23 protein-coding genes are annotated in these 23386 nt (G+C 63.2%); 9 read left to right on the top strand and 14 right to left on the bottom strand.

Going from position 1 to position 23386, the window contains the following annotated elements:
- Positions 1-99: 99 nt before the first annotated feature.
- The 5 genes from ASC86_RS05545 to rph all read right to left on the bottom strand — a co-directional run bounded on the left by ASC86_RS05545 (position 100) and on the right by rph (position 6463).
- Positions 100-3168, bottom strand: coding sequence for a response regulator (locus tag ASC86_RS05545; protein ID WP_280136965.1), 3069 nt, complete (start codon positions 3166-3168; stop codon positions 100-102).
- 128 nt (positions 3169-3296) lie between these two features.
- The gene (hemW, locus tag ASC86_RS05540; protein ID WP_056317207.1) at positions 3297-4472 is read right to left on the bottom strand and encodes a radical SAM family heme chaperone HemW; all 1176 of its coding nucleotides are present in this window, start codon (positions 4470-4472) and stop codon (positions 3297-3299) included.
- 46 nt (positions 4473-4518) lie between these two features.
- A complete protein-coding gene (locus ASC86_RS05535; RefSeq protein ID WP_056317205.1) occupies positions 4519-5163 on the bottom strand; it encodes a non-canonical purine NTP pyrophosphatase in 645 nt (214 codons plus the stop codon).
- Between the two features lie 10 nt (positions 5164-5173).
- A complete protein-coding gene (locus ASC86_RS05530; RefSeq protein WP_056317202.1) occupies positions 5174-5590 on the bottom strand; it encodes a VOC family protein in 417 nt (138 codons plus the stop codon).
- A 153-nt stretch (positions 5591-5743) separates the two neighbouring features.
- Positions 5744-6463, bottom strand: coding sequence for a ribonuclease PH (gene rph, locus ASC86_RS05525; RefSeq protein ID WP_056317200.1), 720 nt, complete (start codon positions 6461-6463; stop codon positions 5744-5746).
- A 170-nt stretch (positions 6464-6633) separates the two neighbouring features.
- Between rph and hrcA the strand changes: the two genes are divergently transcribed.
- Entirely contained in the window at positions 6634-7719 is a 1086-nt protein-coding gene (hrcA, locus tag ASC86_RS05520; RefSeq protein ID WP_056317198.1) for a heat-inducible transcriptional repressor HrcA, read from the top strand.
- 72 nt (positions 7720-7791) lie between these two features.
- Entirely contained in the window at positions 7792-8406 is a 615-nt protein-coding gene (gene grpE, locus ASC86_RS05515) for a nucleotide exchange factor GrpE (RefSeq protein ID WP_056317194.1), read from the top strand.
- Positions 8407-8574: 168 nt separating this feature from the next.
- Here grpE and ASC86_RS05510 read toward each other — a convergent pair whose 3' ends face one another.
- The 8 genes from ASC86_RS05510 to lptC form a co-directional block, all read right to left on the bottom strand.
- On the bottom strand, positions 8575-9813 hold the full coding sequence (locus ASC86_RS05510) for a D-arabinono-1,4-lactone oxidase (RefSeq protein WP_200943781.1): 1239 nt from the start codon (positions 9811-9813) through the stop codon (positions 8575-8577).
- 13 nt (positions 9814-9826) lie between these two features.
- Positions 9827-10594, bottom strand: a complete 768-nt coding sequence (locus ASC86_RS05505; RefSeq protein ID WP_056317188.1) for an SDR family NAD(P)-dependent oxidoreductase — start codon at positions 10592-10594, stop codon at positions 9827-9829.
- A 105-nt stretch (positions 10595-10699) separates the two neighbouring features.
- Positions 10700-11161 (bottom strand): PTS IIA-like nitrogen regulatory protein PtsN, encoded by a 462-nt coding sequence (gene ptsN, locus ASC86_RS05500; protein ID WP_056317185.1) that lies wholly within the window; start codon positions 11159-11161, stop codon positions 10700-10702.
- Positions 11162-11313: 152 nt separating this feature from the next.
- Entirely contained in the window at positions 11314-11889 is a 576-nt protein-coding gene (raiA, locus tag ASC86_RS05495; RefSeq protein ID WP_056317182.1) for a ribosome-associated translation inhibitor RaiA, read from the bottom strand.
- A 200-nt stretch (positions 11890-12089) separates the two neighbouring features.
- Entirely contained in the window at positions 12090-13637 is a 1548-nt protein-coding gene (rpoN, locus tag ASC86_RS05490; RefSeq protein WP_056317178.1) for an RNA polymerase factor sigma-54, read from the bottom strand.
- Positions 13638-13767: 130 nt separating this feature from the next.
- Positions 13768-14544 carry an LPS export ABC transporter ATP-binding protein gene (gene lptB, locus ASC86_RS05485; protein WP_056318294.1) on the bottom strand — a complete coding sequence of 259 codons (777 nt, stop codon included), beginning with the start codon at positions 14542-14544 and terminating at the stop codon, positions 13768-13770.
- A gap of 48 nt (positions 14545-14592) precedes the next feature.
- Positions 14593-15150 carry an LptA/OstA family protein gene (locus ASC86_RS05480; protein WP_056317174.1) on the bottom strand — a complete coding sequence of 186 codons (558 nt, stop codon included), beginning with the start codon at positions 15148-15150 and terminating at the stop codon, positions 14593-14595.
- A 15-nt stretch (positions 15151-15165) separates the two neighbouring features.
- A complete protein-coding gene (lptC, locus tag ASC86_RS05475) occupies positions 15166-15831 on the bottom strand; it encodes an LPS export ABC transporter periplasmic protein LptC (RefSeq protein ID WP_056317171.1) in 666 nt (221 codons plus the stop codon).
- A 205-nt stretch (positions 15832-16036) separates the two neighbouring features.
- Between lptC and sppA the strand changes: the two genes are divergently transcribed.
- The 3 genes from sppA (at position 16037) to ASC86_RS05460 (ending at position 17801) form a co-directional block, all read left to right on the top strand.
- Positions 16037-16996, top strand: coding sequence for a signal peptide peptidase SppA (sppA, locus tag ASC86_RS05470; RefSeq protein WP_056317166.1), 960 nt, complete (start codon positions 16037-16039; stop codon positions 16994-16996).
- A gap of 135 nt (positions 16997-17131) precedes the next feature.
- Positions 17132-17434, top strand: coding sequence for an integration host factor subunit beta (locus ASC86_RS05465; protein WP_056317164.1), 303 nt, complete (start codon positions 17132-17134; stop codon positions 17432-17434).
- Between the two features lie 25 nt (positions 17435-17459).
- Positions 17460-17801 carry a lipopolysaccharide assembly protein LapA domain-containing protein gene (locus ASC86_RS05460; RefSeq protein WP_056317161.1) on the top strand — a complete coding sequence of 114 codons (342 nt, stop codon included), beginning with the start codon at positions 17460-17462 and terminating at the stop codon, positions 17799-17801.
- 14 nt (positions 17802-17815) lie between these two features.
- On the opposite strand, the gene ASC86_RS05455 is transcribed toward ASC86_RS05460, so the two are convergent.
- Complete coding sequence (locus ASC86_RS05455) at positions 17816-18262, bottom strand: carbon monoxide dehydrogenase subunit G (RefSeq protein WP_056317158.1); 447 nt, start codon at positions 18260-18262, stop codon at positions 17816-17818.
- A gap of 112 nt (positions 18263-18374) precedes the next feature.
- On the opposite strand from ASC86_RS05455, the gene ASC86_RS05450 reads away from it, so the two are divergent.
- The 4 genes from ASC86_RS05450 to ASC86_RS05435 all read left to right on the top strand — a co-directional run bounded on the left by ASC86_RS05450 (position 18375) and on the right by ASC86_RS05435 (position 23299).
- Complete coding sequence (locus ASC86_RS05450; RefSeq protein WP_056317154.1) at positions 18375-19526, top strand: class I SAM-dependent rRNA methyltransferase; 1152 nt, start codon at positions 18375-18377, stop codon at positions 19524-19526.
- Positions 19523-20386, top strand: a complete 864-nt coding sequence (locus tag ASC86_RS05445; protein WP_056317150.1) for an RNA methyltransferase — start codon at positions 19523-19525, stop codon at positions 20384-20386. The genes ASC86_RS05450 and ASC86_RS05445 overlap by 4 nt, the downstream gene beginning before the upstream one ends.
- Positions 20383-20874, top strand: coding sequence for a signal peptidase II (gene lspA / locus ASC86_RS05440; RefSeq protein ID WP_056317148.1), 492 nt, complete (start codon positions 20383-20385; stop codon positions 20872-20874). Before ASC86_RS05445 ends, lspA begins: the two co-directional genes overlap by 4 nt.
- Positions 20875-20995: 121 nt before the next feature.
- Positions 20996-23299 (top strand): ATP-binding protein, encoded by a 2304-nt coding sequence (locus ASC86_RS05435; RefSeq protein WP_056317145.1) that lies wholly within the window; start codon positions 20996-20998, stop codon positions 23297-23299.
- Positions 23300-23386: the final 87 nt, after the last annotated feature.

Genomic DNA, 23386 nt, shown 5'->3' with positions numbered 1-23386 from the left:
GAATCTCGACATTCTCGGGGAAGAGGGTTTTGCCCCTCACCCTGGCCCTCTCCCCGCAGGCGGGGAGAGGGGACAATGAAGTTTGCCGCGCCCTGATCGTCAGAGATTGAGGCTGCCGATCGCCTTGGCGATATCGGGCATGCCGAAGGGTTTTCTGAGCAGCGCGGTATTGGCGGGGTCGCCGAGTTTCGGGGCTTCGTTCTGGCCGGTGGCGAAGATGATGCCGATATGGGGGAAGCGCTCGCGCACTTCCTTCGCCAGCTCCGTGCCGGACATGCCGGGCAGGCCGAGATCGGTGATGAGGATGGCGATCGGCTTGGCGTCGAGGATCGTCAGCGCCTGCTCGGCGGTGCCGGCCTCCTCGACCGCATGGCCGAGTTCGCTCAGGATATCGGCCGTCGACATGCGGATCAGGAAATCGTCTTCGACCAGAAGCACGCTGTGCTTCACCTCTTCCCGGCGGACGGCAGGCGGGTGGCGCTCCAGACGTCGGCGCGCCTCGATGTGCTGGCGGTGGTTGTTGAGCACGTGGCGGATCTTGCGGGCAAGCGCCTCGCGCGTATAGGGCTTGGTCAAAAGCTCGACGCCCTCGTCCAGCCGGCCGCCGTGCACGATCGAATTTTCCGTATAGCCGGAGGTGAACAGCACGGCGATTTCCGGGCAGCGCTCGCGCACCTGCCGCACCAGTTCCGTGCTGCGCAGCGGCCCCGGCATCACGACGTCGGTGAAGAGCAGGTCGATCGTCGCGCCGCTTTCGATGATGGTCAGCGCGCCCGCGGCATCCTTCGCCTTCAGGACGCTGTAGCCGAGGGCGCCGAGAAGCTCGACGACGGTGTTGCGCACCTGGTCGTCATCCTCGGCGACGAGGATGGTTTCGGTGCCGCCGGTGACCGGGCCGAATTCACCCTCGACGATGACATCCTCGGCCTGGCGGATGCGCGGGAAATAGAGCTTGACCGTCGTGCCCTGGCCGACCTCGCTGTAGATCTTCACATGGCCGCCGGATTGCTTGACGAAGCCGTAGACCATGGACAGGCCGAGGCCGGTGCCCTTGTCGACCGGCTTGGTGGAGAAAAACGGCTCGAAGACCTGCGCCAGCACGGCAGGCTCCATGCCGGAACCGGTGTCGGTGACCGCAAGCATCACATATTGACCGGGCTGCACGTCGTCGTTCTGACGGCAATAGGTGTCGTCGAGGGAGGCATTGCCGACTTCGATCGTCAGCTTGCCGGCGCCGTCCATGGCGTCACGCGAGTTGATGGCGAGGTTGAGCAGGGCATTTTCGATCTGGGTCGGATCGACGAAGGCGTTCCAGAGGCCGCCGGAGCGGATCGTCTCGATCTCGATGGCTTCGCCGAGCGTCCGGCGCAGCATGTCCTCCATACCGGTGACGAAGCGGCCGATATTGACGGCCTTGGGTTCCAGCGGCTGGCGGCGGCCGAAGGCGAGCAACTGGCTTGCGAGCTTGGAGCCGCGATTGACGCCGCTCAGCGCATTTTCGATGCGTTTCTGGGCGCGCTCGTTGCCCTGCACGTCGCCCGCCAGAAGCTGGAGATTGCCCGAGACGACCTGCAGCAGGTTGTTGAAATCATGGGCGACGCCGCCGGTCAACTGGCCGAGCGCCTCCATCTTCTGGGACTGGCGCAGCGTCTCTTCCATGCGCATGCGCTCGGCGATTTCGCTGGCGACCCGCTGTTCGAGGCTGCTGTTGACACGCTGCAGCTCTTCCTCGGCGCGCTTGCGTTCGCCAAGTTCACGCTCCAGGGCCTGGAAGAGGCTGGCATTGTCCATGCCGATCGCCGCAAGGCCGGCGGCGCTGATGACGAGGTCTTCATGCTCCTGCTTGAAGACGCCGGGCCGGGGATGGCCGAAGAACAGGCCGCCGATCACCTCGCCGGAGCGCGAAACGACGGGCACGGCGAGATAGCTTCGCACCGGCAGGTGGCCGGAGGGCATGCCGCGATAGGGCGCGCTGTGGCCATAGCGCGGATCGGCGAGAATATCGTCGGAGCGGATGACGCCTTCGCCCTTGAAGGTGGGCTGGAACACCGCCGTCGCCCGCGGCATGGGAAAGCTCGAAAAGCTTTCGCGCGGCACGCCGGAGAGCGAATAGAGCATGTAGCTCTCGCCCTTCTCGTTCAGCACATTGTAAAAGAAGGCACCGAATTTCGCGCCGGTCATGGCGACACCGGCATCGGTGATCATCTGCACGACCTTGTCGAGGTTGCGCTCGGCGGCGAGGTCCGTCCCGAGTTTGTTGAGCACGCTGAGCACGGCCGTCTCGCGCCTGAGCGCCAGTTCGGCATGCTTCTGCTCGGTGACGTCGTTGCCCTGCACGAAGACGCCGAGGGCCTTGCCGTTTTCGCCGCGGATCGGCTGGTAGATGAAATCCAGATAGCGCTCCTCGACCACGCCGGGAGCACGTTCGAGCCTGACCGGCGTCGCCGTGCCGACATAGGCCCTGCCGCTCTCGCGCACGTCCATCAGAACTTCGACGAAACCTTGGCCGATCAGTTCCGGCAGGGCTTCGAGCAGAGGTTGGCCGAGGATGTCGCGGTTACCGATCAGCTTGAGATAGGCGTCGTTGGCCATTTCGAAGCGATGATCGTCGCCGGTCAGCACGGCCATGAAGCCGGGGGCCTGGCCGAACATCAGCTTCAGCCGGTCGCTTTCCCCCCTCAGCCAGCGTTCGGCCTTTACCTTGAGGGTGGTTTCCACGACGATCGCCATCACGGCCGCGGGCTTGCCGTCCTCGCCGATGATCGGCGAATAATCCAGGTTCATCCAGACGGGTTCGAGCTGGCCGCTGCGCTGCAGCATCAGTTCCTGATCCGTATAGGCGAGCGTGCCGCCGGCAAGGCCGACCTTCATGACATTGTCGTTGAAATCGGCGACTTCCGGCCAGCCTTCCCGCACCTTGGAACCCAGCAACTGCGGATGACGGCCGCCGGCAAAGACGGAATAGGCGTCGTTGTAGATCATGATGCCGTCCGTGCCCCAGAGGGTGACGATCGGCACCGGCGACTGGAGGATGAGCGCGACGGTCGTCTTCAGGCTCTGCGGCCATGTGGTGACGCAGCCTATGGAGGTCGCAGACCAATCATAGGCTGCGATCAGCCGGGCAAGGTCGCCCTTATGGGCCAGGAAGGCGAAATCGTCGTGTTGCATAGAGGCAGGCAATCGCAAGGAAAAGGGACGGTGCAGGTTAGATAGAGGCCGGGAAGCGTCTGGAAAGAGGCGGTTTTGCGATTTGTTTCAAGGAAAACGCGGAGTTCCGGTATTCCCTGAAACCCCTCTCAGCAGGCGAGATCGGCGACCACGGCATCGAGGATCAGCATTCCCGCCGGCGTGCAGCGCAGGCGGGAATTGCCAAGCCGCTCGATGAAGCCGTGCTCGATCAGGAACTGCTCGCGGTCCGGGTCGGGCTCGCGGCCTGACAGGCCCTGCCAGCGCACGAGATCGATGCCTTCCTTGAGGCGCAGGCCCATCAGCAAGAGTTCGTCGGCCTGCTCGTCGCGGCCGAGGATTTCCTGGTCGATCATGCCGTGGCCGTGGTCTTCCACCAGTTTCAGCCAGTCTTCCGGCTTGCGCTCGGTGGCGGTGGCGATCTTGTTGGCACCCATCGTCAGGCGGCCATGGGCGCCGGGGCCGATTCCGGCGTAGTCGCCGTAACGCCAGTAGGTGAGGTTGTGGCGGCTTTCGGCGCCGGGGGCGGCGTGGTTGGAGACCTCGTAGGCCGGCATGCCGATGGATGAGGTGATCTCCTGCGTCGCTTCGTAGAGCACGGCGGATTGCTCGCCATCGGGCACGATCAGCTTGCCGGCCTTGTGCAGGCCGTAGAAGGGCGTGCCTTCCTCGATGGTCAGCTGGTAGAGCGAAAGATGATCGACGGCGTAGGAGACGGCTTCCTTCAGCTCCTTTTCCCATTCCTCGACCGTCTGTTTCGGCCGGGCGTAGATCAGATCGAAGGACATGCGCGGGAAGATGTCACGGGCGAGCCGGATCGCCTTCAGCGCATCCTCGACATTGTGGAGGCGGCCGAGGAACTTGAGGTCGGCGTCGTTCAGCGCCTGCACGCCGAGCGAGACCCGGTTGACGCCGGCTGCGCGGTAGCCGCGGAAGCGGGTCGCCTCGACGCTGGAGGGGTTGGCCTCCATGGTGATCTCGATGCCGTCAGGCACGTGCCACTCTTTCGCGATGCCGTTCAACACGGCCTCTACGGTCGCCGGGTCCATCAGCGAGGGCGTTCCGCCCCCCATGAAGATGCTGGTGACGGTGCGCGGGCCGGAGAGGCGGCGGGCTTCCGCCATTTCCTTCAGGAAGGCCGCGACGAAACGCGGCTGGTCCACCGGCTGGTGGCGGACATGGCTGTTGAAATCGCAATAGGGGCATTTGGCGGCGCAGAAGGGCCAATGCACATAGACCCCGAAACCGGGGTCGTTGTGGTCGCCGATGGAGGTGAAAGTGGCCATTCCGTTCGTTTCTTTTTAGTCCGTCTATGGCTGCTTGGGCGCCGTTTCAGGCGGCAAGGCAGGTTTCGGCAAAGAGCTTGAAGGCGCGGGCGCGGTGCGACAGCGCATCGGCGTCGCCCGGCTTCCAGCCGTGTTTCTGTTCGGCGGTCATTTCGCCGAATGTGGTGTCGTAGCCATCCGGTTGAAAGACCGGATCGTAACCGAAGCCGCTTACGCCGCGCGGCGGCCAGACCAGCTTTCCGGCGACTTCACCGCGGAAAAGCTCGACGTGACCATCCGGCCAGGCAAGGCAGAGCACGGACACGAAGCGCGCGATGCGGGCGTCCGGCGTCGTCGCCCCCTTTTCCTGAAGCGCCGTTTCGACCTTCTGCATAGCCATGGCGAAATCGCGGGTGCCGTCGGCGGTTTCCGCCCAGTTTGCCGTATAGACGCCCGGCGCGCCATCCAGCGCATCGACGACGATGCCGCTGTCGTCCGACAGGGCCGGCAGGCCGGAGGCATGGGCCGAGGCCAGCGCCTTGATCTTCGCATTTTCCTCGAAGGTCGTGCCGGTTTCGTCGGGTTCGATGAAGTTCAGATCGGCCGCGGATCTGGCGGAAAAGCCGAGCGGGCCGATGAGGTCGCGGATTTCCTGGATCTTGCCGGCATTGTGGCTGGCGACGACGATCGTCTTGTCTTCAAGCTTGCGCATTGGGTTTCTCTCAGTCGATGTTCCAGAGGCCGGGTTCGGCGCATTCCAGGCTGTTGCCGGCGGGGTCGCGGAAATAGATCGAACGGGCGCCGTTCGGCCAGCGGATGTCGGCCTCGATGGCGATGCCGGCGGATACGAGTTTTTCGGCGAAGCGGTCAAGGTTTTCGGCCGCGACGCGGAAGCAGGCGTGGCCATGGCCCTTGGTGCCGTGGGGCGGGACAGGCAGCGCGCCGTCATGGGGCGGCTTCACTGTCTCTTTCGGGTTGAAGATCAGGAGTACGCTGTTGCCGCAGCGGAAGAAGACATGGCGGCTTCCGGCGCGGGTGATCCTTTCGAGGCCGAGGATGCTGCCGTAGAAGTGCTCGGCGGCGTCGAGATCGTCGGCGTAGAGGGCGGTTTCGAGGATGCCTTCGAGGGAGTTAGGCATGGTGAGCGCCCCTCATCCGCCCTTCGGGCACCTTCTCCCCGCAGGCGGGGAGAAGGGAGATACCGCACACTCCGTCGTCCCCTCGCCCCGCTTGCGGGGAGAGGGTTAGGGTGAGGGGCAATCTTGTCCGAAGAAGCGCCATCGGTTCCCGTCTTAGCCTGCGACAGCCTGCTTCTGCAGCGTCACCAGTTCGGCGATGCCGTTCTTGGCGAGGCCCATCAGGGTTGAGAATTCGGTTTCGGAGAAGGGCTTGCCTTCGGCCGTGCCCTGGATTTCGACGATGCCGCCGGCGCCGGTCATGACGAAGTTGGCGTCGGTCTCGGCGGCCGAGTCTTCGAGATAATCGAGATCGATGACCGGCTGGTCGGCGAAGATGCCGCAGGAGATCGCGGCGATATGGTCCTTCAGAACCTTCTCGACCTTGATCATGTTGCGGGCTTCCATCCACTTCAGGCAGTCGTGAAGAGCGATCCATGCGCCGGTGATCGAGGCGGTGCGGGTGCCGCCATCGGCCTGGATGACGTCGCAGTCGATCGAGATCTGGCGTTCGCCGAGCGCCTGCAGGTCGACGACCGCGCGCAGGGAGCGCCCGATGAGGCGCTGGATTTCCTGGGTGCGGCCGCTCTGCTTGCCGGCGGCGGCTTCGCGCTTCATGCGCTCGCCGGTGGCGCGCGGCAGCATGCCGTATTCGGCCGTGACCCAGCCCTTGCCGCTGTTGCGCAGCCACGGCGGCGTCTTGTCCTCAAGGCTTGCCGTGCACAGCACATGCGTATCCCCGAACTTCACCAGACAGGAGCCTTCGGCGTGCTTGGAAACGTTGCGCTCGAAGGAAACCTTGCGCATCTGGTCGGTTTTTCTGCCGGAGGGCCGCATCATGAACTCCAATTTGATGTGTGTGCGCCCTTCTAGCCTATGTTGAGGAGAAGGGAAATCTTTTCGGCGGTTGACGGGACAGCCTGTGTTCAAAGCATTTTCCCTTTTGCACTGGCGCGCGGGATCACTATATTTTACGGAAGTGCAACAGCGTGGAATTTGCGGCGTAAATGGTGATCAACCCATCCGGCATGCGTGACAGGCTTTCCGCGCTCGACGAGCGCTCGGGAGAGATATTTCGCCGGATCGTCGAAAGCTATCTCGACAGCGGCGAACCGCTCGGCTCGCGCAATCTGTCGCGGCTGTTGCCCATGTCGCTGTCGCCGGCCTCCGTGCGCAATGTGATGAGCGATCTGGAGGATTTGGGGCTCATCTATGCGCCGCATACGTCAGCCGGACGCCTGCCGACGCAAGTGGGGCTGCGCTTCTTCGTCGATGCCTTCATGCAGGTCGGTAATCTTTCGGCGGAGGACCGCGCCTCGATCGATCGCCATGTGCGGCGCGAAGACCATGCGCAACCGGTCGAAACGCTGCTCTCCGAGGCGAGCCAGATGCTGTCGGGCATGTCGCGCGGCGCGGGGCTGGTGATAACAGCCAAATCCGATCCGGTGCTGAAGCATGTCGAATTCATGCGGCTTGCGCCGAACAAGGCGCTCGCCGTTCTGGTCGGTGAGCACGACCAGGTGGAAAACCGGATCATCGAGTTGCCGGGCGGCGTCACCAGCTCGCAGCTGACGGAGGCCGCCAATTTTCTCAACGCCCACTTAGCCGGACGCACGCTGAACGAGGCGCGGGGTGAGATGCAGACGGTCAAGGACGCCGTGCGCGCCGAACTCGATGCGCTGTCGCAGGATCTCGTCGAGCGCGGGCTGGCGATCTGGTCGGGCAATTCCGGCGACGACAAGTCGACGCAACTGATCGTGCATGGCCGCGCCAATCTCCTGGAGGGGCTTGCCGGCGCCGAGGATATCGACCGGCTGCGCATGCTGTTCGACGATCTCGAAAAGAAGGACAGCCTGATCGAAATCCTGAACCTTGCCGAAAGCGGTTCGGGCGTGCGCATCTTCATCGGTTCGGAGAACAAGCTGTTTTCGCTCTCCGGCTCGTCGCTGATTGTTGCGCCCTACCGCGACAGCGACGAGAAGATCGTCGGCGCCGTCGGCGTCATCGGGCCGACGCGCCTCAACTATTCCCGCATCGTGCCGATGGTGGATTATACCGCGCAGCTCATGTCGCGCCTGTCTCGCCGGAGTTAAGGCGACTTGCGCCCTTGATTTTTGAGCCTCGAAGCTCGATATCGGCAGCAACACGACTTTCCGGAGACCGTAATGACCGAAGACACGAACAAAAACGGCCCCGAGGCCTATGAAACCGAGGATGCCGCCGTGGCTGCGGAAGCAGCTGGCGAGGTAGGTACTGAAGCTGCCGAGGCCGACGCGCTTGAGGCGGCTCGCGCCGAGGCGGCCGATCTGCGCGACCGCTACCTGCGTCTCGCTGCCGAGATGGACAACCTGCGCCGCCGCACCGAGCGCGACGTAAAGGATGCCAAGTCCTATTCCGTCGCCGGCTTTGCCCGCGACATGCTGGCCGTTTCCGACAACCTGCGCCGGGCGCTCGATGCCATTCCGGCCGAGGCGCGCGCGGCCGGCGAGGCTGGTCTCGATGCATTGATCGAAGGCGTCGAGATGACCGAGCGCTCGATGCTGTCGGCCTTAGAGCGCCATGGCGTGAAGAAGCTGGAGCCGGAAGGCCAGAAGTTCGACCCGAACTTCCATCAGGCGATGTTCGAGGTTCCGAACCCGAACGTGCCGAACAACACCGTCGTTCAGGTGGTTCAGGCCGGCTACACGATCGGCGACCGCGTATTGCGGCCGGCGATGGTCGGTGTCGCCAAGGGCGGCCCGAAGATCGCTATTGTCGAAGGCGAGACGCCGGCGGCGTGATATTTGCCGCGTAGGTGCGGCACATCCCTTCTCCCCGCATGCGGGGAGAAGGTGCCCGACAGGGCGGATGAGGGGCGATTTCTGCCCCTTTTTTATTGCGGCTTTGCCCCTCACCCTAGCCCTCTCCCCGCAGGCGGGGAGAGGGGACGACGCAGTAAGTTGCAATCCTTATCCAAACAACTGCTTCAGATGATCGTTCAGGAAACGTCCTTCCGGATCGAGCTTGTTTCTCAGCGTCTTGAAATCACCTGCGCGCGGGTAGAGCGCCGTCACATCGTCGGCGCCGAGGAAGTGGAGCTTGCCCCAATGCGGGCGCGAGCCGAACTGGCGCAGGATGTCGTCCACGTCCTTCAGGTAGTTCCAGTAATCCGTGCCGGGCTCGCCCGAGACGGAGAGCGTGATCGAATCCTGCTCGAAGAACGGGCTGATCCAGCCGGGGTCGCCGGCGGTGAAGCGGTATTCGATCGGATAAATGCAGGTCGGATGCTTCTCCAGCATCAGCTTGCGCACCTCCATGCAGGCCTGCTTGCCGTAGCGTAGCGGCACGGCGTATTCCAGCTCGTGGAAATTCGGCACGTATTCGATCGGATAGATTTCCGAGGAATAGGCGATCTTTTCGAAGCCGCGCTCCATCGGCGGCTCGGTGGTGATGTCGATGGTCTTCATCTCGCAGACATCCGACAGGCTGTCGGTGGTCGAGACGGAGGAGGTATCCGGCAGGCAGTAGCAATGCCGGCTTTCCGGCACGGGGCACCAGAAGAAGCCGAAATGGCGATGGTTGGCGGCGAGATCGTCGTGCTGCTCCATGCACTCGTCGAAGGTGCAGCGCCAGAGCTTTTCGTGGAGATTGTAGCTCTCCATCGTCTGCAGGGTGATTTCCGAGATCACACCGAGCATGCCGATGGACACGCGGGCGGCATTCAGGAGATCGGGCCGGCTTTCATCGACGACGAGGATGCTGCCGTCCGGCTGAACGAGCCGCATACCGACGATCTGGGACGCCATGTTGCCGAGCGTGATGCCGGTGCCGTGGGTGCCGGTCGTCAAGGCGCCCGCCAGCGCCTGGCTGTCGATGTCGCCCTGGTTGATGAGCGAGAGGCCGGCTTCCTTCAGCGCCTTGCCGAGCGTGTTGATCGTCGTGCCCGCGTAGACCGAGACGCGCTTGCGCTCCGTGTCGATATTGGTGATGCCCTGCAGCCCCGAAAGGGTGAGGTGCAGCCCGCTGGTGAGCGCGACCGGGGTGAAGGAATGACCCGAGCCGGCACAACGCACGTTCAAGCCGTTCGAGGTTGCCTCCCGCACCATTTGCGCGAGCGCCGCCTCGCTGTCGGGCGCGCCCTTGTGCCTGACGATGCACGACTGGTTGCCGACCCAGTTGCGCCAGTGTCCGCCTGCTTCCATGATGATTGCCTCCCCTGATTCAGACTGCGGTGAAGCAGTTGTCGACGAAAAGATGGGTGCCGTTGATGAAGCTCGATTCATCGCTGGCGAGGAAGAGGGCGGCTTGCGCCACCTCCATCGGATCGCAGAGCCGGCCCTGCTGGGCGGCGATCGCGGCGTCGGAGACATCGATGCCGTATTTGGTCAGGCCGGCGAGTTCGCGCTTGCCGTGGTCGGTGGCGATGAAGCCGGGGCAGACGGCGTTGGAGCGGATGCCGCGGTCGCGGAACTCGACCGCGATGGCGCGGGCGAACATGTGGCAGGCGCCCTTGGTGGTGTCGTAGAGCACTTCCATTGGGGTTGCCGCGACGGCCGAGATCGAGGATGTGGAGACGATGCTGCCGCCGCCGGCCGCCAGCATGCCCGGTAGGACGGCCTTGGTCATCAGGAACATCGAGCGGACATTGACGGCCATCAGCCGGTCCCACTCATCTTCTTCCGTTTCGAGGAAGGGGCCGACGGCGAGGATGCCGGCGTGGTTGAAGAGCACGGTGATGGCACCGAAGGCGTCTTCCACCGCCTTGACCGCGGATTTGACCTCTGAGGATATCGAAACATCGGCGGGGGCGAAGATCGCCTCACCGCCTTCGGCGCGGATGGCGGCCGCGACCTCCTCACCCTTGCTGCGCGGCAGATCGACGATGCCGACGCGCGCGCCTTCGCGTGCGAAAAGCTGGGACGCGGCAAGGCCGCATCCTCCCGCGCCGCCGCTGATCAGGGCGGTTTTACCTTGAAGCCTGCCTGCCATGCCGTTCTCCTCGTTTTTGTGTTTGCGAGGATATTATCGACAAAACAAAAGCTGTCGATATCGCCGGACATCGACAGCTTTTGAAATCAAGCAGCTAAGGGACGATCAGGCCGCGTTGGCGTGGTCGTCGCTGAGGAAGGCGTAGATGGCCGACGCCGAGTCGGTGGCGCGGAGTTTTGCAACCATGTCGGGGTCGCGCAGCACGCGGGCGATGCGCGACAGCGCCTTCAGGTGGTCGGCACCAGCACCTTCCGGCGCGAGCAGCAGGAAGACGAGATCGACCGGCTGGTCGTCGAGCGCCTCGAAATCCACCGGCTGATCGAGCCGGGCGAAGATGCCGACGATCGCCGGCAGATGCGCGAGCTTTCCGTGCGGGATGGCAATGCCATTGCCGACGCCGGTCGAGCCGAGGCGTTCGCGCTGCAGGATGACGTCGAAGATATCCCGTTCAGGAAGGCCGGTGATCTTGGATGCTTTGGAAGCGAGTTCCTGAAGCAGCTGCTTCTTGGAGTTCGCCTTCATTGCGGGGATGATTGCATTTTGCTGCAGCAAGCCTGCCAATGCCATTCTGTTGTCCTCGTTGCCCGAAAAGGCCCGCTGCCGCTTACCGGCCGAGCCCCATCGATCGTCTGTCGGCTGCTTCAGCGGGATCAGGCCCGCATCAGCCGCCGGGAAAGCAGGGCGCGGAAGCAGCCGGGGCCGCCTCCGCGCAGATCTGCTCAGCCTTTGATATTGGCCGCATCAATCCAGCCAATGTTTCCATCGTTGCGTCGATAGACGATATTCAAATGCTCATTGCCAGGGCTGCGGAACATCAGGACCGGCTCGTCCGTCATGTCGAGCGCCATCACGGCGTTTGCGACGGACATGGTCTTGAGCTTCTTGGAGCTTTCCGCGACGATCGTCGGTGCGTAATCTTCCGGAAGCTCGTCGTCTTCGTCGGGCACCGAATCCATCACGGTATAGGCTACTTCTGCAAATCCGGCATGGCCATTGCCATTGTGGTGATCCTTGAGCTTGCGCTTGTAGCGGCGAATGCGCTTTGCGATGCGTTCCGCTGCGGCGTCGAAAGCTGCCTGCGGGTCGTTCGCCTGGCCATTGGCCTGCAAGGCTGTCCCACTGTCGAGGTGGATCTTGCAGTCCGCGCTGAAGCGGGGCCCGGATTTTTCCACTGTGACCTGGCTTGAATATCCTCCGTCAAAATATTTCGTAACGGCTTGGCCGATCTGGTCTTCAATACGCAGACGGAAGGCTTCGCCGATTTCCATATGTTTACCGGATACACGCACACTCATGGAGTTTCCTCTCTTTTCGTGATTTGCGCAGCCAGTCTATTCCAACCGCACCCGTCCTCCAAGCACTTCACGCACGCAAAAAATTTTGCGTCGGTCATGTCAGGATGTGCGGGATTGTCAGTTGCGGGTTACAGGCCCGCCTGTTGCGCGGCCTGTTACAGCCAATGCTTGCGAAAGTCAAGACAACGTTAACGAAGGCCTCAGGCCGAGGCCCTCTTCAGCGCGCGTTTCTCACGGCGGCGCTGCACGGAAGAGGCGATGTTCATCGCCTCGCGGTATTTGGCGACCGTGCGGCGGGCAATGTCGATGCCGCCCTTTTTGAGGAGGTCGACGATGTCGTCGTCGGAGAGAACGGCATCCGGGCTTTCCTGCGCAATCATCGCGCGGATGCGGTGGCGCACGGCTTCGGCCGAATGGCCGTCGCCCCCCTCGGACGAGCCGATCGAGACGGTGAAGAAATATTTAAGCTCGAACAGGCCGCGCGGCGTCAGCATGTACTTGTTCGAGGTGACGCGGCTGACGGTGGATTCGTGCATCTTGATTGCATCGGCGACCGTCTTCAGATTGAGCGGACGCAGGTGATCGACGCCGTTGACGAGGAAGGCATCCTGCTGGCGCACGATCTCGGTCGCGACCTTCATGATGGTGCGGGCGCGCTGGTCGAGGCTGCGGGTCAGCCAGTTGGCCGTCTGCAGGCATTCCGACAGGAAGGCGTGATCTTCGCTGTTCTTCGGCGCATGGCGGGCGACGGTGGCGTAATAGGCCTGATTGACCAGCACGCGCGGCAGGGTTTCCGGGTTGAGTTCCACCGCCCAACTGCCGTCCGGGGCGGCGCGCACGACGATATCGGGAATGATCGCTTCGCTCGCGCCGGTTTCGAAGCCGGTGCCGGGTTTCGGATCGAGCTTGCGGATTTCCGCGAGCATGTCGATCAGGTCCTCCTCGTCGACGCCGCAGAGTTTTTTCAGGCTGGCGAAATCGCGGCGGGCCAGCAGGTCGAGATTGTCGAGCAGGGCGGCCATGGCCGGGTCGAGCCGATCGCGTTGGCGAAGCTGGATCGCCAGGCATTCGCTCAAATTTCGGGCAAAGACGCCGGGCGGATCGAGCTGCTGCAGGCTTTCGAGCACGCGGGCGACATCGGCCGTCGTCGTGCCGAGGCGGGCGGCGATTTCGCCGATGTCGGCCTGCAGGTAGCCGGCCTCGTCCAGATGCTCGGCAAGCTGGCGGGCGATCAGCAGGTCGGCGGCGGTATGCACGCTGAAGGGGATCTGCGTGTCGAGGAAATCGCGCAGCGTCGTGCGGTTTGCGACGAAATCCTCGAGGTCGTAGCCTTCCTCGCCATTGCTGCCGGGCATGGATTTCCATTGCCCGAGAAGTTCCGGCGCATCGGCGCGCGGTGATCCGTTGTCGTCGGGAAAGACGTTTTCGAAATTGGAATCAAGCTGTTCGCTCATCCGCTCGCCGGTCGTGGCCATCGCGCTGTCATAGACGTCGCCCAGCGGCTCGAAAGCGGGGCGGTCGTCCCCAGGGGCGGCATCTTCGGCGTTGCGGAGGTCGTCTTTCCGGTCCGTGCCGGCGGCCTCGTCGGCGGAGGCGAATTCGAGGAGGGGGTTTTTCTCGACTTCCTGTTCGATGAACTGCGTCAGCTCCAGATGCGTCATCTGCAGCAGCTGGATCGACTGCATCAATTGCGGCGTCATCGCCAGCGTCTGGCTTTGGCGCAGGAAGAGGTTGGCTGACAATGCCATTCGGACGCTGAACTCCCCTGGAGGTTCAGGGAATAACGGCATCCGGCACGGAAAAGCCGACGTCGATCCCTCAACTGGCCCAAAAATTGCTTATTCCAAAGGTTTGGTCAAGCGCCGGGCCGAAGTGAGGTTAAAGGCTGAAATTGTCGCCGAGATAGAGGCGGCGCACATCCGGGTTGGCGACGATATCGTTGGCGCGACCATGGGTCAGCACCTCGCCGGCATGGATGATATAGGCGCGGTCGATGAGGCCCAGCGTCTCGCGGACATTGTGGTCGGTGATCAGGACGCCGATACCGCGCGAGGTCAGATGCCGCACCAGCGCCTGGATATCGGCGACCGAAATCGGATCGACGCCGGCAAAGGGCTCGTCGAGCAGCATGAAGGTCGGGTCTGTCGCCAAGGCGCGGGCGATTTCGAGGCGGCGGCGCTCGCCGCCCGAGAGTGCCACGGCCGGCGACTTGCGCAGGTGCGAGATGTTGAACTCGCCGAGCAGTTCGTTGAGCTTGCTCTCGCGCCGCTCGCGGTTCTTGTCGTGCAGTTCGAGCACGGCGCGGATGTTGTCCTCCACCGTCAGCCCGCGAAAGATCGAGGCTTCCTGCGGCAGGTAGCCGACGCCGAGGCGCGCGCGGCGATACATCGGCATCGAGGTTACCTCGTTGCCGTTGATCTCGATCGTGCCTTCGTCGACCGGCACGAGGCCGGTGATCATGTAGAAGCATGTGGTCTTGCCGGCGCCGTTCGGGCCGAGCAGGCCGACGGCCTCGCCGCGGCGCACCACCAGGGACACCCCGCCCACCACGCGGCGGCCGCGATAGGACTTCGTCAGGCCGCGGGCGATCAGCGTGCCGTCATAGCGTGCCTTCTCGGCCGCAGGCCGGGCTGCATGAGCCGGTTCGGTTTTCACGCGCTTGCGCTTGTGGAGGAAGGGAATGTTCACGGGGGCGCCAGACCGTCAGTTGGTCTTCTGGGACTTGGGGTCGAGCTGGATCTGGACGCGACCGCCGCAGGCCTGCAGTTCCGCCTCGCCGGTCGCCATCTGCACGTTCAGCTGGCAGCCGGTGAAGACGTTCTTGCCTTCCGACAGCACTACCTGCTTGCCCTTCAGCACCAGCGTCTGGGCGCCCATGTTGAATTCGCCGGTGTCGGCGGTCGCCTGCTGGGTGCCCGACTGCAGGAAGACCTTCTGGCTGACCTCGATGCGGTCGATATCGGCATTGCCGCTGGAGATCGCGCCGCCACCCTTCTTATAGAAGACCACCATGTTGCCGGCCTGCAGCGTCGTCGTGCCCTGCACCACCTTTACATTGCCGGTGAAGATCGCCTTGCTTTCCGGGTCCTTGATTTCGAGCTTGTCGCTCTCGATCTGGATCGGGCTGTCGTTCGACAGCTCCAGTCCCTTGATCTTGCTTTTGGTTTCCTGTGCGAGAGCAGAGGTTGCGGCAAGCGGGCTAACGCCGAGAAAGAGCAAAGCGGCGGCAATGGAATAATTCAAAAAGGAATGGGCCGACATGGGTGCACCGGGTTTCTAGTTGGCTGTCTTGCGGATGGTGCTGGGGTCGACGACGACTTTCACCATGCCCTCGAATGTTACAATGCGTCCCTTATCCGTCATTCTCAGCCGCTGTGCAACAATGGAACCGCCATTCATGCTGATGGCAACCGGCTCCCTGGTTTCCATTTCGCCGGCATTGATATCGAGATAGGCGGAGCGGAAATCGGCCAGCAGGCCGTTGTTGAGCGAGATGCTGAAGGGCTTGTCCATGTCGAGCGTATTCTTGCCGCGGTCGTAGATGCCGCTCTTGGCCTCCACGGTCGCCTTCAGCGTATCGTTGACGGGCATTTCGGCGTGGATGGTCTCCAGCGTGATGATGTCGGGATTGGCGATATCCTGAAGGGCGCGGGCGGCCTTCATCGAATAGCTGATATCCTGTTTGTTGCGGCCTGATATCGCCGGGTTCTGCATGACGATCTTGCCGTTTTCGATCGTGGCGTTCTCGATCTGCAGGTCTTCCGGCAGGAAGGTGCGCACGACGGACACGGCGATGAAGATGAGGGCGATGACGACGGCTGCGATCGGCAGGAGGATTTTCAGCCGCGCCACCCGACGCGAATGGCGCACTGCTTCTGAATAAGCATCGGGCAGCGCCGGCCCGGAATGCGCAAGCGCGCCGGTGAAAGGCATGTCGTTCATGAAGAAACCCGTAATCGCCGCGCTCCGGGGTCTCGATGCGCAGCCAGCCTTGAAATCGATCGATGACGTAATGTGACGTGATTGGCGGTGAATATGGAGATTTTTTTGTTCCCGTACAAGGAAGGTTCGAAAAACTCCGAAATCGGGTTACATCCTTGGCTGCACGGCGTTATTCATGGCGCATCGACAAATGAGGAAAGACGGAATGGATCAACTCGCCATCGCCGACCGGCGGCAACTGCGGCGCAAACTCGGTTTCTGGCGCATTGCCTGCGTTCTCCTGATCCTTGCCGCCGCGGCCGCCGCCTATCTCTGGGCGACCGCCGAGAAGGCCGGGCTGGCGGCGCGCCCGCAGATCGCCCGCGTGGAGATTTCCGGGGTCATTCAGGACGACCGCGAACTGCTGGAGCGGCTGGACCGGATCGCCAAGGCCGACGCGGTCAAGGGCCTGATCGTGACGATCTCCTCGCCCGGCGGCACGACCTATGGCGGTGAAACCATCTACAAGGCGATCCGCAAGGTGGCGGAGAAAAAGCCGGTTGTGTCCGATGTACGCACGCTTGCGGCGTCTGCCGGCTATATGATCGCGATTGCCGGCGACCAGATCGTCGCCGGCGAAACCTCGATCACCGGCTCGATCGGCGTGCTGTTCCAGTATCCGCAGATCAAGACGCTGCTCGACAAGGTCGGCGTGTCGCTGGAGACGATCAAGTCGGCGCCGCTGAAGGCCGAGCCGAACCCCTTCCACCCGCCGAGCGAGGAAGCCAAGGCCGTTATCCAGTCGATGATCGACGACAGTTTCGACTGGTTCGTCGATCTCGTCGCCGAGCGCCGCAAGCTGGCGCGGCCGGATGCGCTGCGCCTTGCCGACGGCCGCATCTTCACCGGCCGGCAGGCGCTGAAGGAGAAGCTGGTCGATGTGCTCGGCGGCGACGACGAGATCAAGGCCTATTTCAAGAGCCGCAAGGTGGATGCCGATCTGCCGGTCGTCGACTGGGAGGCGCCGGGCCGTTCTTTCCCGTTCGGCCTCGGCTCGATGGCGGCCGGCTGGGTCAAGGCATTGGGATATGAGGTTTTTCCCGCCCTCGGCGGGCTTGAAAAATTGTCCGGAGAGAAGTTGTTTCTTGACGGTCTTCTCTCCGTTTGGCAGGTTGGCAGCAACTGAAGGCTGGCCGGGAGACGATGAACTCCGGCTGACGCGGCCGATAGCGGCCCTTTATGGCTCGAAGGATTGAAATCCGCTTCGCCTGCTATACGTAAAATACGAAGAACAAACGATAAAAACCGAGAGGGGGCAACAGTGATCAAATCGGAGTTGGTGCAGATTGTCGCGGCTCGCAATCCGCATCTCTATCACCGTGACGTCGAGAATATCGTCAATGCGGTGCTCGATGAGATCACCGATGCGCTCGCCGCCGGAAATCGCGTGGAATTGCGCGGCTTCGGCGCATTTTCCGTCAAGAACCGCCCGTCGCGCTCCGGCCGCAACCCGCGCACCGGCGATTCCGTCTTCGTCGAGGAAAAATGGGTGCCCTTCTTCAAGACGGGCAAGGAGCTGCGCGAGCGGCTGAACCCCGGCTCGGATGACGAGGACGACGAATAATCGCTGCCCGGCTATCGGAGATCGCATGAAGAAAATCGTCAATATCGTCGTGCTGGTGCCGGTCGGCATTCTGCTGATCGTGCTTTCGGTGGCCAACCGCCAGAACGTGCGGCTGGCGCTTAATCCGTTCAACCCTGATGACAGCGTTCTGTCCGTCTCGGCGCCGTTCTTCGTCTTCCTGTTCCTCGCGGTGATCTTCGGCTTGCTGCTCGGTTCGTTTGCGACCTGGCTCAGCCAGCACAAATACCGCAAGCGCGCCCGCAACGAGGCGCATGAGGCGGTGAAGTGGCAGACGGAAGCCGAAAAGCAGCGGGTGCGCGCAGAAAACATCGCCTCAAAGGCGCTGATTCCTTCGAATTCGGTGTGACCGGGCCGATATAATCAGGCTTTGGCTCTTTCGCTGACCGCGGCGTTGAAATCGTCGAAGAAGCGGCGGGCGAGTTTTCCGACCGTGGCATCGATGAGCTTGCCGCCCATCTGGGCGAGTTTGCCTTCGACATTGGCCTTGGCCTCGTAGGAGAGCAGGGTCTCATTGCCTTCGCGAACCATCACCACATCGGCGCTGCCGCGGGCGAAGCCGGCAATGCCGCCCTGGCCTTCGGCCGATATCGTGTAGCTGTCGGGTGCGCGGATGTTGCTGAGCAGGATCTTGCCGGAAAAGGTGACGGAGAGGATGCCGAGCTTGACCTTGACGGTGGCGAGCGTTTCGGTGTCGGACAGGCGCTCCATCGACTGGCAGCCGGGGATCAGTCCCTTCAGGAATTCGGGGTCGTTCAGCGCTTCCCAGACGATCCGGGGCGGTGCTGCAATCCTGACGTCGCCTCTCATCTCGGACTATCGTTCCTTTCCTGATATGCCTGTCCTATATGCGAGGGCGAAACCGCTTTGCCAAGGGCGATAGCGATGCTATTTGCTCGGCAAACGATGTGAAGGATCAGGCGTGAGAGACAAGGACCGGGGCCAGAAGGGAAAAGGCGCGAGCAAGGGGGGGAAGCCTTCCGGGCGTTCCGCGCCATCCGCGCCGCTGCGCGCCGGGGCCAGCCGTGCTACAAGCCGCCCGACGCCTAAGCCGCGTCCTGTTTCCGAGGAGCGTGAAAGTCGTCCGGTCAAGCCGCGGCCGGAAAAGGCCGTCGAGCGGGAAGCGGAGGCGCAGGTCGTTCTTTCGCTTCGCGAGGGTGAAAAGCCCGGCGAGCGCGTGCCGGTCATTCTCGAGACCAAGGGTTCGAGCGATTATCATCTGATCGACAGCGGCCATGGGCTGAAGCTGGAGCAATACGGTCCTTACCGGATCGTGCGGCCGGAGGCGCAGGCGCTTTGGCCGCCGCTCTTGCCGGCCCACGTCTGGGAGAAGGCCGATGCTGTGTTTACCGGCGATACGGATGAGGACGGAATCGGCCGCTGGCGTTTCCCGAAGGAAGCGCTGGGTGAGACCTGGCCGATGCGTATTCTGGATGCCGATTTCTACGGCCGCTTCACCGCCTTTCGCCATGTCGGCGTATTTCCCGAGCAGCTCGCCCATTGGAGCTGGATGAAGAACCAGGTCGAGACGGCGGGGCGGCCGCTGAAGGTCCTGAACCTCTTCGGCTATACCGGCGTCGCCTCGCTGATCGCGGCAAAAGCGGGTGCGGAAGTGACCCATGTCGATGCCTCGAAGAAGGCGATCGGCTGGGCGCGGGAAAATCAGGCGCTTGGCCGGGCCGAAAGCCTGCCGATCCGCTGGATCTGCGAAGACGCGATGAAGTTCATCCAGCGCGAGGCGCGGCGCGGCAGCCGTTACGATATCATCCTCACCGACCCGCCGAAATTCGGCCGCGGGCCGAATGGTGAGGTCTGGCAGCTATTCGACCATCTGGCCCAGATGCTCGATATCTGCCGCGACATCCTGTCGCCCGAGGCGCGCGGCCTCGTGCTGACGGCCTACTCGATCCGGGCGAGTTTCTATTCGATCCACGAGCTGATGCGCGACACCATGCGCGGCCGCGGCGGCGTCGTCGAATCCGGCGAACTGATCTTGCGCGAGGGCGGCCTTGACGGCAGGGCCCCGGCGCGCGCGCTTTCCACCTCCCTCTTCAGCCGATGGGTACCGAAATGAGCCATGACAACCACCACCATGACGGCCCGCGCCGTGTGGGCCAGGTGAAGGAGGTCACGAGCCTCACCAACCCGATCATCAAGGACATCAAGGCGCTCGCCCAGAAGAAGAGCCGCGACGAGACCCGCAGCTTCATGGCCGAGGGCCTGAAGCTGGTGATCGATGCGCTGGAACTCGGCTGGACGATCAAGACGCTGGTCTATGCCAAGGCTGCCAAGGGCAAGATTCAAGTTGAGCAGGTGGCCCTGAAGACGGTCTCGACCGGCGGGCTGGTGCTGGAAGTCAGCGAAAAGGTGCTGTCGTCGATCACCCGGCGCGACAATCCGCAGATGGTCGTCGGCATTTTCGAGCAGCGCTACAAAAGCCTGAAGGATGTGAAGCCGGCGGCGGGGGAAACCTATGTCGCGCTCGACCGGGTGCGCGATCCCGGCAATCTCGGCACCATCATCCGCACGGCCGATGCGGCGGGCGCCTCGGGCGTCATTCTGCTTGGGGACACGACCGATCCCTTCTCGCTGGAAACCGTGCGCGCCACCATGGGTTCGGTGTTTGCCATGCCGGTAATCCGCGCCGGCAATGCCGATTTCATCAAGTGGCACAAGTCTTCGGGCGCGCGGGTGGTGGCCACCCATCTGGCCGGCGCGGTCGACTACCGCACCATCGACTATCGCTCCAAGCCCGTCGTCATCCTGATGGGCAACGAGCAGGCCGGCCTGCCGGACGAACTGGCGAAGGAAGCCGATGCGCTCGCCCGCATTCCGCAGCAGGGAAGGGCGGATTCGCTCAATCTCGGCATCGCCACCGGTATCATGCTGTTCGAAGCCCGCCGCCATCTCCTGACGCTGGACGGCAAGGCATGAACGAACGGACGGCGCTTTTCTCCCGGCCGCTGCCAATCGCGGTCTTCATCATCCTTGCCGTCATTCTCGATCAACTGGTGAAGGTCGCCGTCGAGATGTGGCTGCCGTTCGGGGAAGATGTCGCTATCTTGCCGGTGCTGGCGCTGCACCGCATTTACAATTACGGCGTCGCGTTTTCCATGCTCGACCATATGGAAGGCTGGTTCATCGTCGGCATGCGGCTGGTGGTGGTGGCCTTCGTGCTGTGGCTCTGGCGGCGCACGCCGGGGGATCGTGCCTTCGCTCATTTCGGCTATGCGATGATCATCGCCGGCGCGATCGGCAACCTGATCGACCGGTTGCTGTTCGGCTATGTCATCGACTATATCCGTTTCCATACGGAAACGTGGTCCTTCGCCGTCTTCAATCTCGCCGACAGTTTCATCACCATCGGCGCCGGCGCGATCATCCTCGACGAACTGCTGCAGTCGAAAAACAAGACTCGCTAAAAGTTTAGGGATCGCCGGAAGGCAATCGGAACGCTTGTGCTGTAGGTATCTCGACCGGTAACTCTGGATTGAGAGGACGGGCGTCGGGCGGTGTAGGGAGCCTCCGTCGCCTGTGGACGGCATGGGCGAACTGTCGAATCTTCATCAACGCATCGCGCGCGAGCTTGCGACGCAGGACCGTGGCAACCGGTATCGTAGCCGTGGTCGCGGCCCGAACCAGGACGAATTCGAAGACCTGGAGATCGGGCAGGCGCCCGAGACGAACCCGGAACGCTATGCGATCCTTAAACCGGCGCTGGCCGGGGCGGGGCTGCTCTGCTCGGCGGCGGTGCTCGGCACCGGCGCGGAAGCCGGTTTCGAGCTGCTGTCCGGCGGGCTTGCGCTGGCCGGCATGGCCGGCGCCGGGGTGTTCCTGGCCGACTGGTATCGGTCCCGCAGGGCGCGCACCGCTTCGGTCGAGGCCGTGCCGAACGAACGTGCCAGCGACCGCAAATGGGAGCGCAGCGAAGCCTCCGGTCTTTTGTCGGCGATCCATGATGCGCTCGGCGACATCGCTGTCGTGCGCGAGCCCGGCGGCAAGATCATTGAGGCGAATGGCGTTTTCCGCAGGGTGACGGGTCAATCGCGGCCGGAAGGCATGACCTGCGAGGCGCTGGGGATCGATTTCGAGCCGATGCCCGAACCCAATCACTATCGCGTCCGCATCGAGAGTGTCGCGGGTCCGCGGCTCTTCGACTGGCATGACGTCATGGCCCGCCGCTCAGGCAGCGGCGCGCTGACGATGCACTCGATCGCCCGCGATATCACCGAGGAAAGCCGGATTGCCCGCGAAAGCGAGGATGCCCGCCGCCGCGCCGAGCAGGCAAGCCAGGCCAAATCCCGGCTGCTCGCCACCGTCAGCCATGAAATCCGCACGCCGCTCTCGGGCATTCTCGGCATGAGCCACCTGATCGGCCAGACGCGGCTGACGGGCGAGCAGAAGAATTATCTCGCCGGCATGCGCCAGTCCGGCCACGCGCTGGTGCAGCTGGTGGACGACCTTCTCGATTTCTCCTCCATTGAAGCCGGACGCTTCCAGCTTCGCCCGTCGCAGGAGGCGGTACGCGATACGATCGAAAGCGTGGTCGAGATGCTGTCGAGCCGCGCCCATGAGAAGGCCATCGAGATCGGCGCCACCGTTTCGGCTGCGGTGCCGGGGCTGATGGAATTCGATGCGCCGCGGCTGCGGCAGGTGCTGTTCAACGTCATCGGCAATGCGGTGAAATTCACCCACAGGGGCGGCGTGTTCGTCAGCGCCGATCTGGTGGACAGGGTGCTGCTGGTCCGCATCGAGGATACCGGTCCCGGCATGAATCGCGAGGAGCAGGCCCGCATCTTCGACGAATTCGAACAGGCCGGAGACAATGTGCAGCGTAGCGGCGGTACGGGCCTGGGGCTGGCGATTTCGCGCCATATCATGGAGCAGGTCGGCGGCAGCCTGACGCTGTCGAGCGAGCCGGGCAAGGGCGCCACCTTCGAAATCCGTTTCCCGGTCTGTGTCGGCGATCTGCCGGCCTCGGCGCGCAGCCGGCAGGGCACGCTGGAAGGATCGCGGGTGTTGGTCATGGCGCCGAAGGGGCCGGCGGCGCGGGCGCTGTTCGAAACCGTGACGACGCTTGGCGGCCACTGCGTGTTGGCGGAAAGTTTTGGCGAGGCGCAGGCGCATGCCGGGCGAGCGGTCTCCGGTCAGGTGGAACTGACCGATATCGTCGTCGATCATCGCCATGCCGGGCAATTCCGCCGCTTGCTGGCCGATCTGCCGGGCCTCGCGCAGGTGAAGATCCGCCGCATCTATCTGGTCAATCCCGAGGAGCGCAACGGGCGGCCGATGAACCAGATCGACGGGTATCAGGCCTGGCTGATCCGACCGCTGCGCGAACGCTCGCTGGTCGAGGTTCTGCGCGGCCGCATGAAAGGCATGGAAGTGAGAGACGCCATCAACGACAACCGACCGATGCTGCGCGAAGTGCCGACCGTTCGTTCCGAACATCAGCGAAAAGGCATTCTGCTGGCGGAGGACGACCCGATCAATGCGCGGATCATCGGCGCCATGCTGGAAAAGACGGGGCGCGGCGTTCGCCCGGTGGACGATTTCTCCGTCGTCGCGAACCTGTTGTTCGACGCGCCGAAGGACGAGCGGATGGCTCCAGAGCTGATCGTCAGCGATCTCAACATGCCCGGCGGCGACGGGCTGAGCATGATCATGCGGCTGCGCAGGCAAGAGGCTACCGCCGGCCGTCCGGCCGTTCCGGTGATCGTTCTGACCTCGGATGTCAGTGAGGAAACGTGGCAGAAGCTGCTGAAGGCCGGGGCGTCGGCCGTGCTTGCCAAACCCGTCGATCCCGCAAAACTCAAGGCCGAAGTCGAGCGCCTGCTGCCGGTGTAGCGAGGGGCGGGTCGGGCTGTTTCCAAGCTCCCGTCATGTCACTATGCTGTCGTAGAAACATGGTTTAAGCCCGGCAGAACGAAGCGG

The sequence above is a fragment of the Rhizobium sp. Root1212 genome, from assembly GCF_001424985.1.
Classification (GTDB): Bacteria; Pseudomonadota; Alphaproteobacteria; order Rhizobiales; family Rhizobiaceae; genus Pararhizobium.
This window is presented reverse-complemented; position numbering and strand designations above follow the sequence as displayed.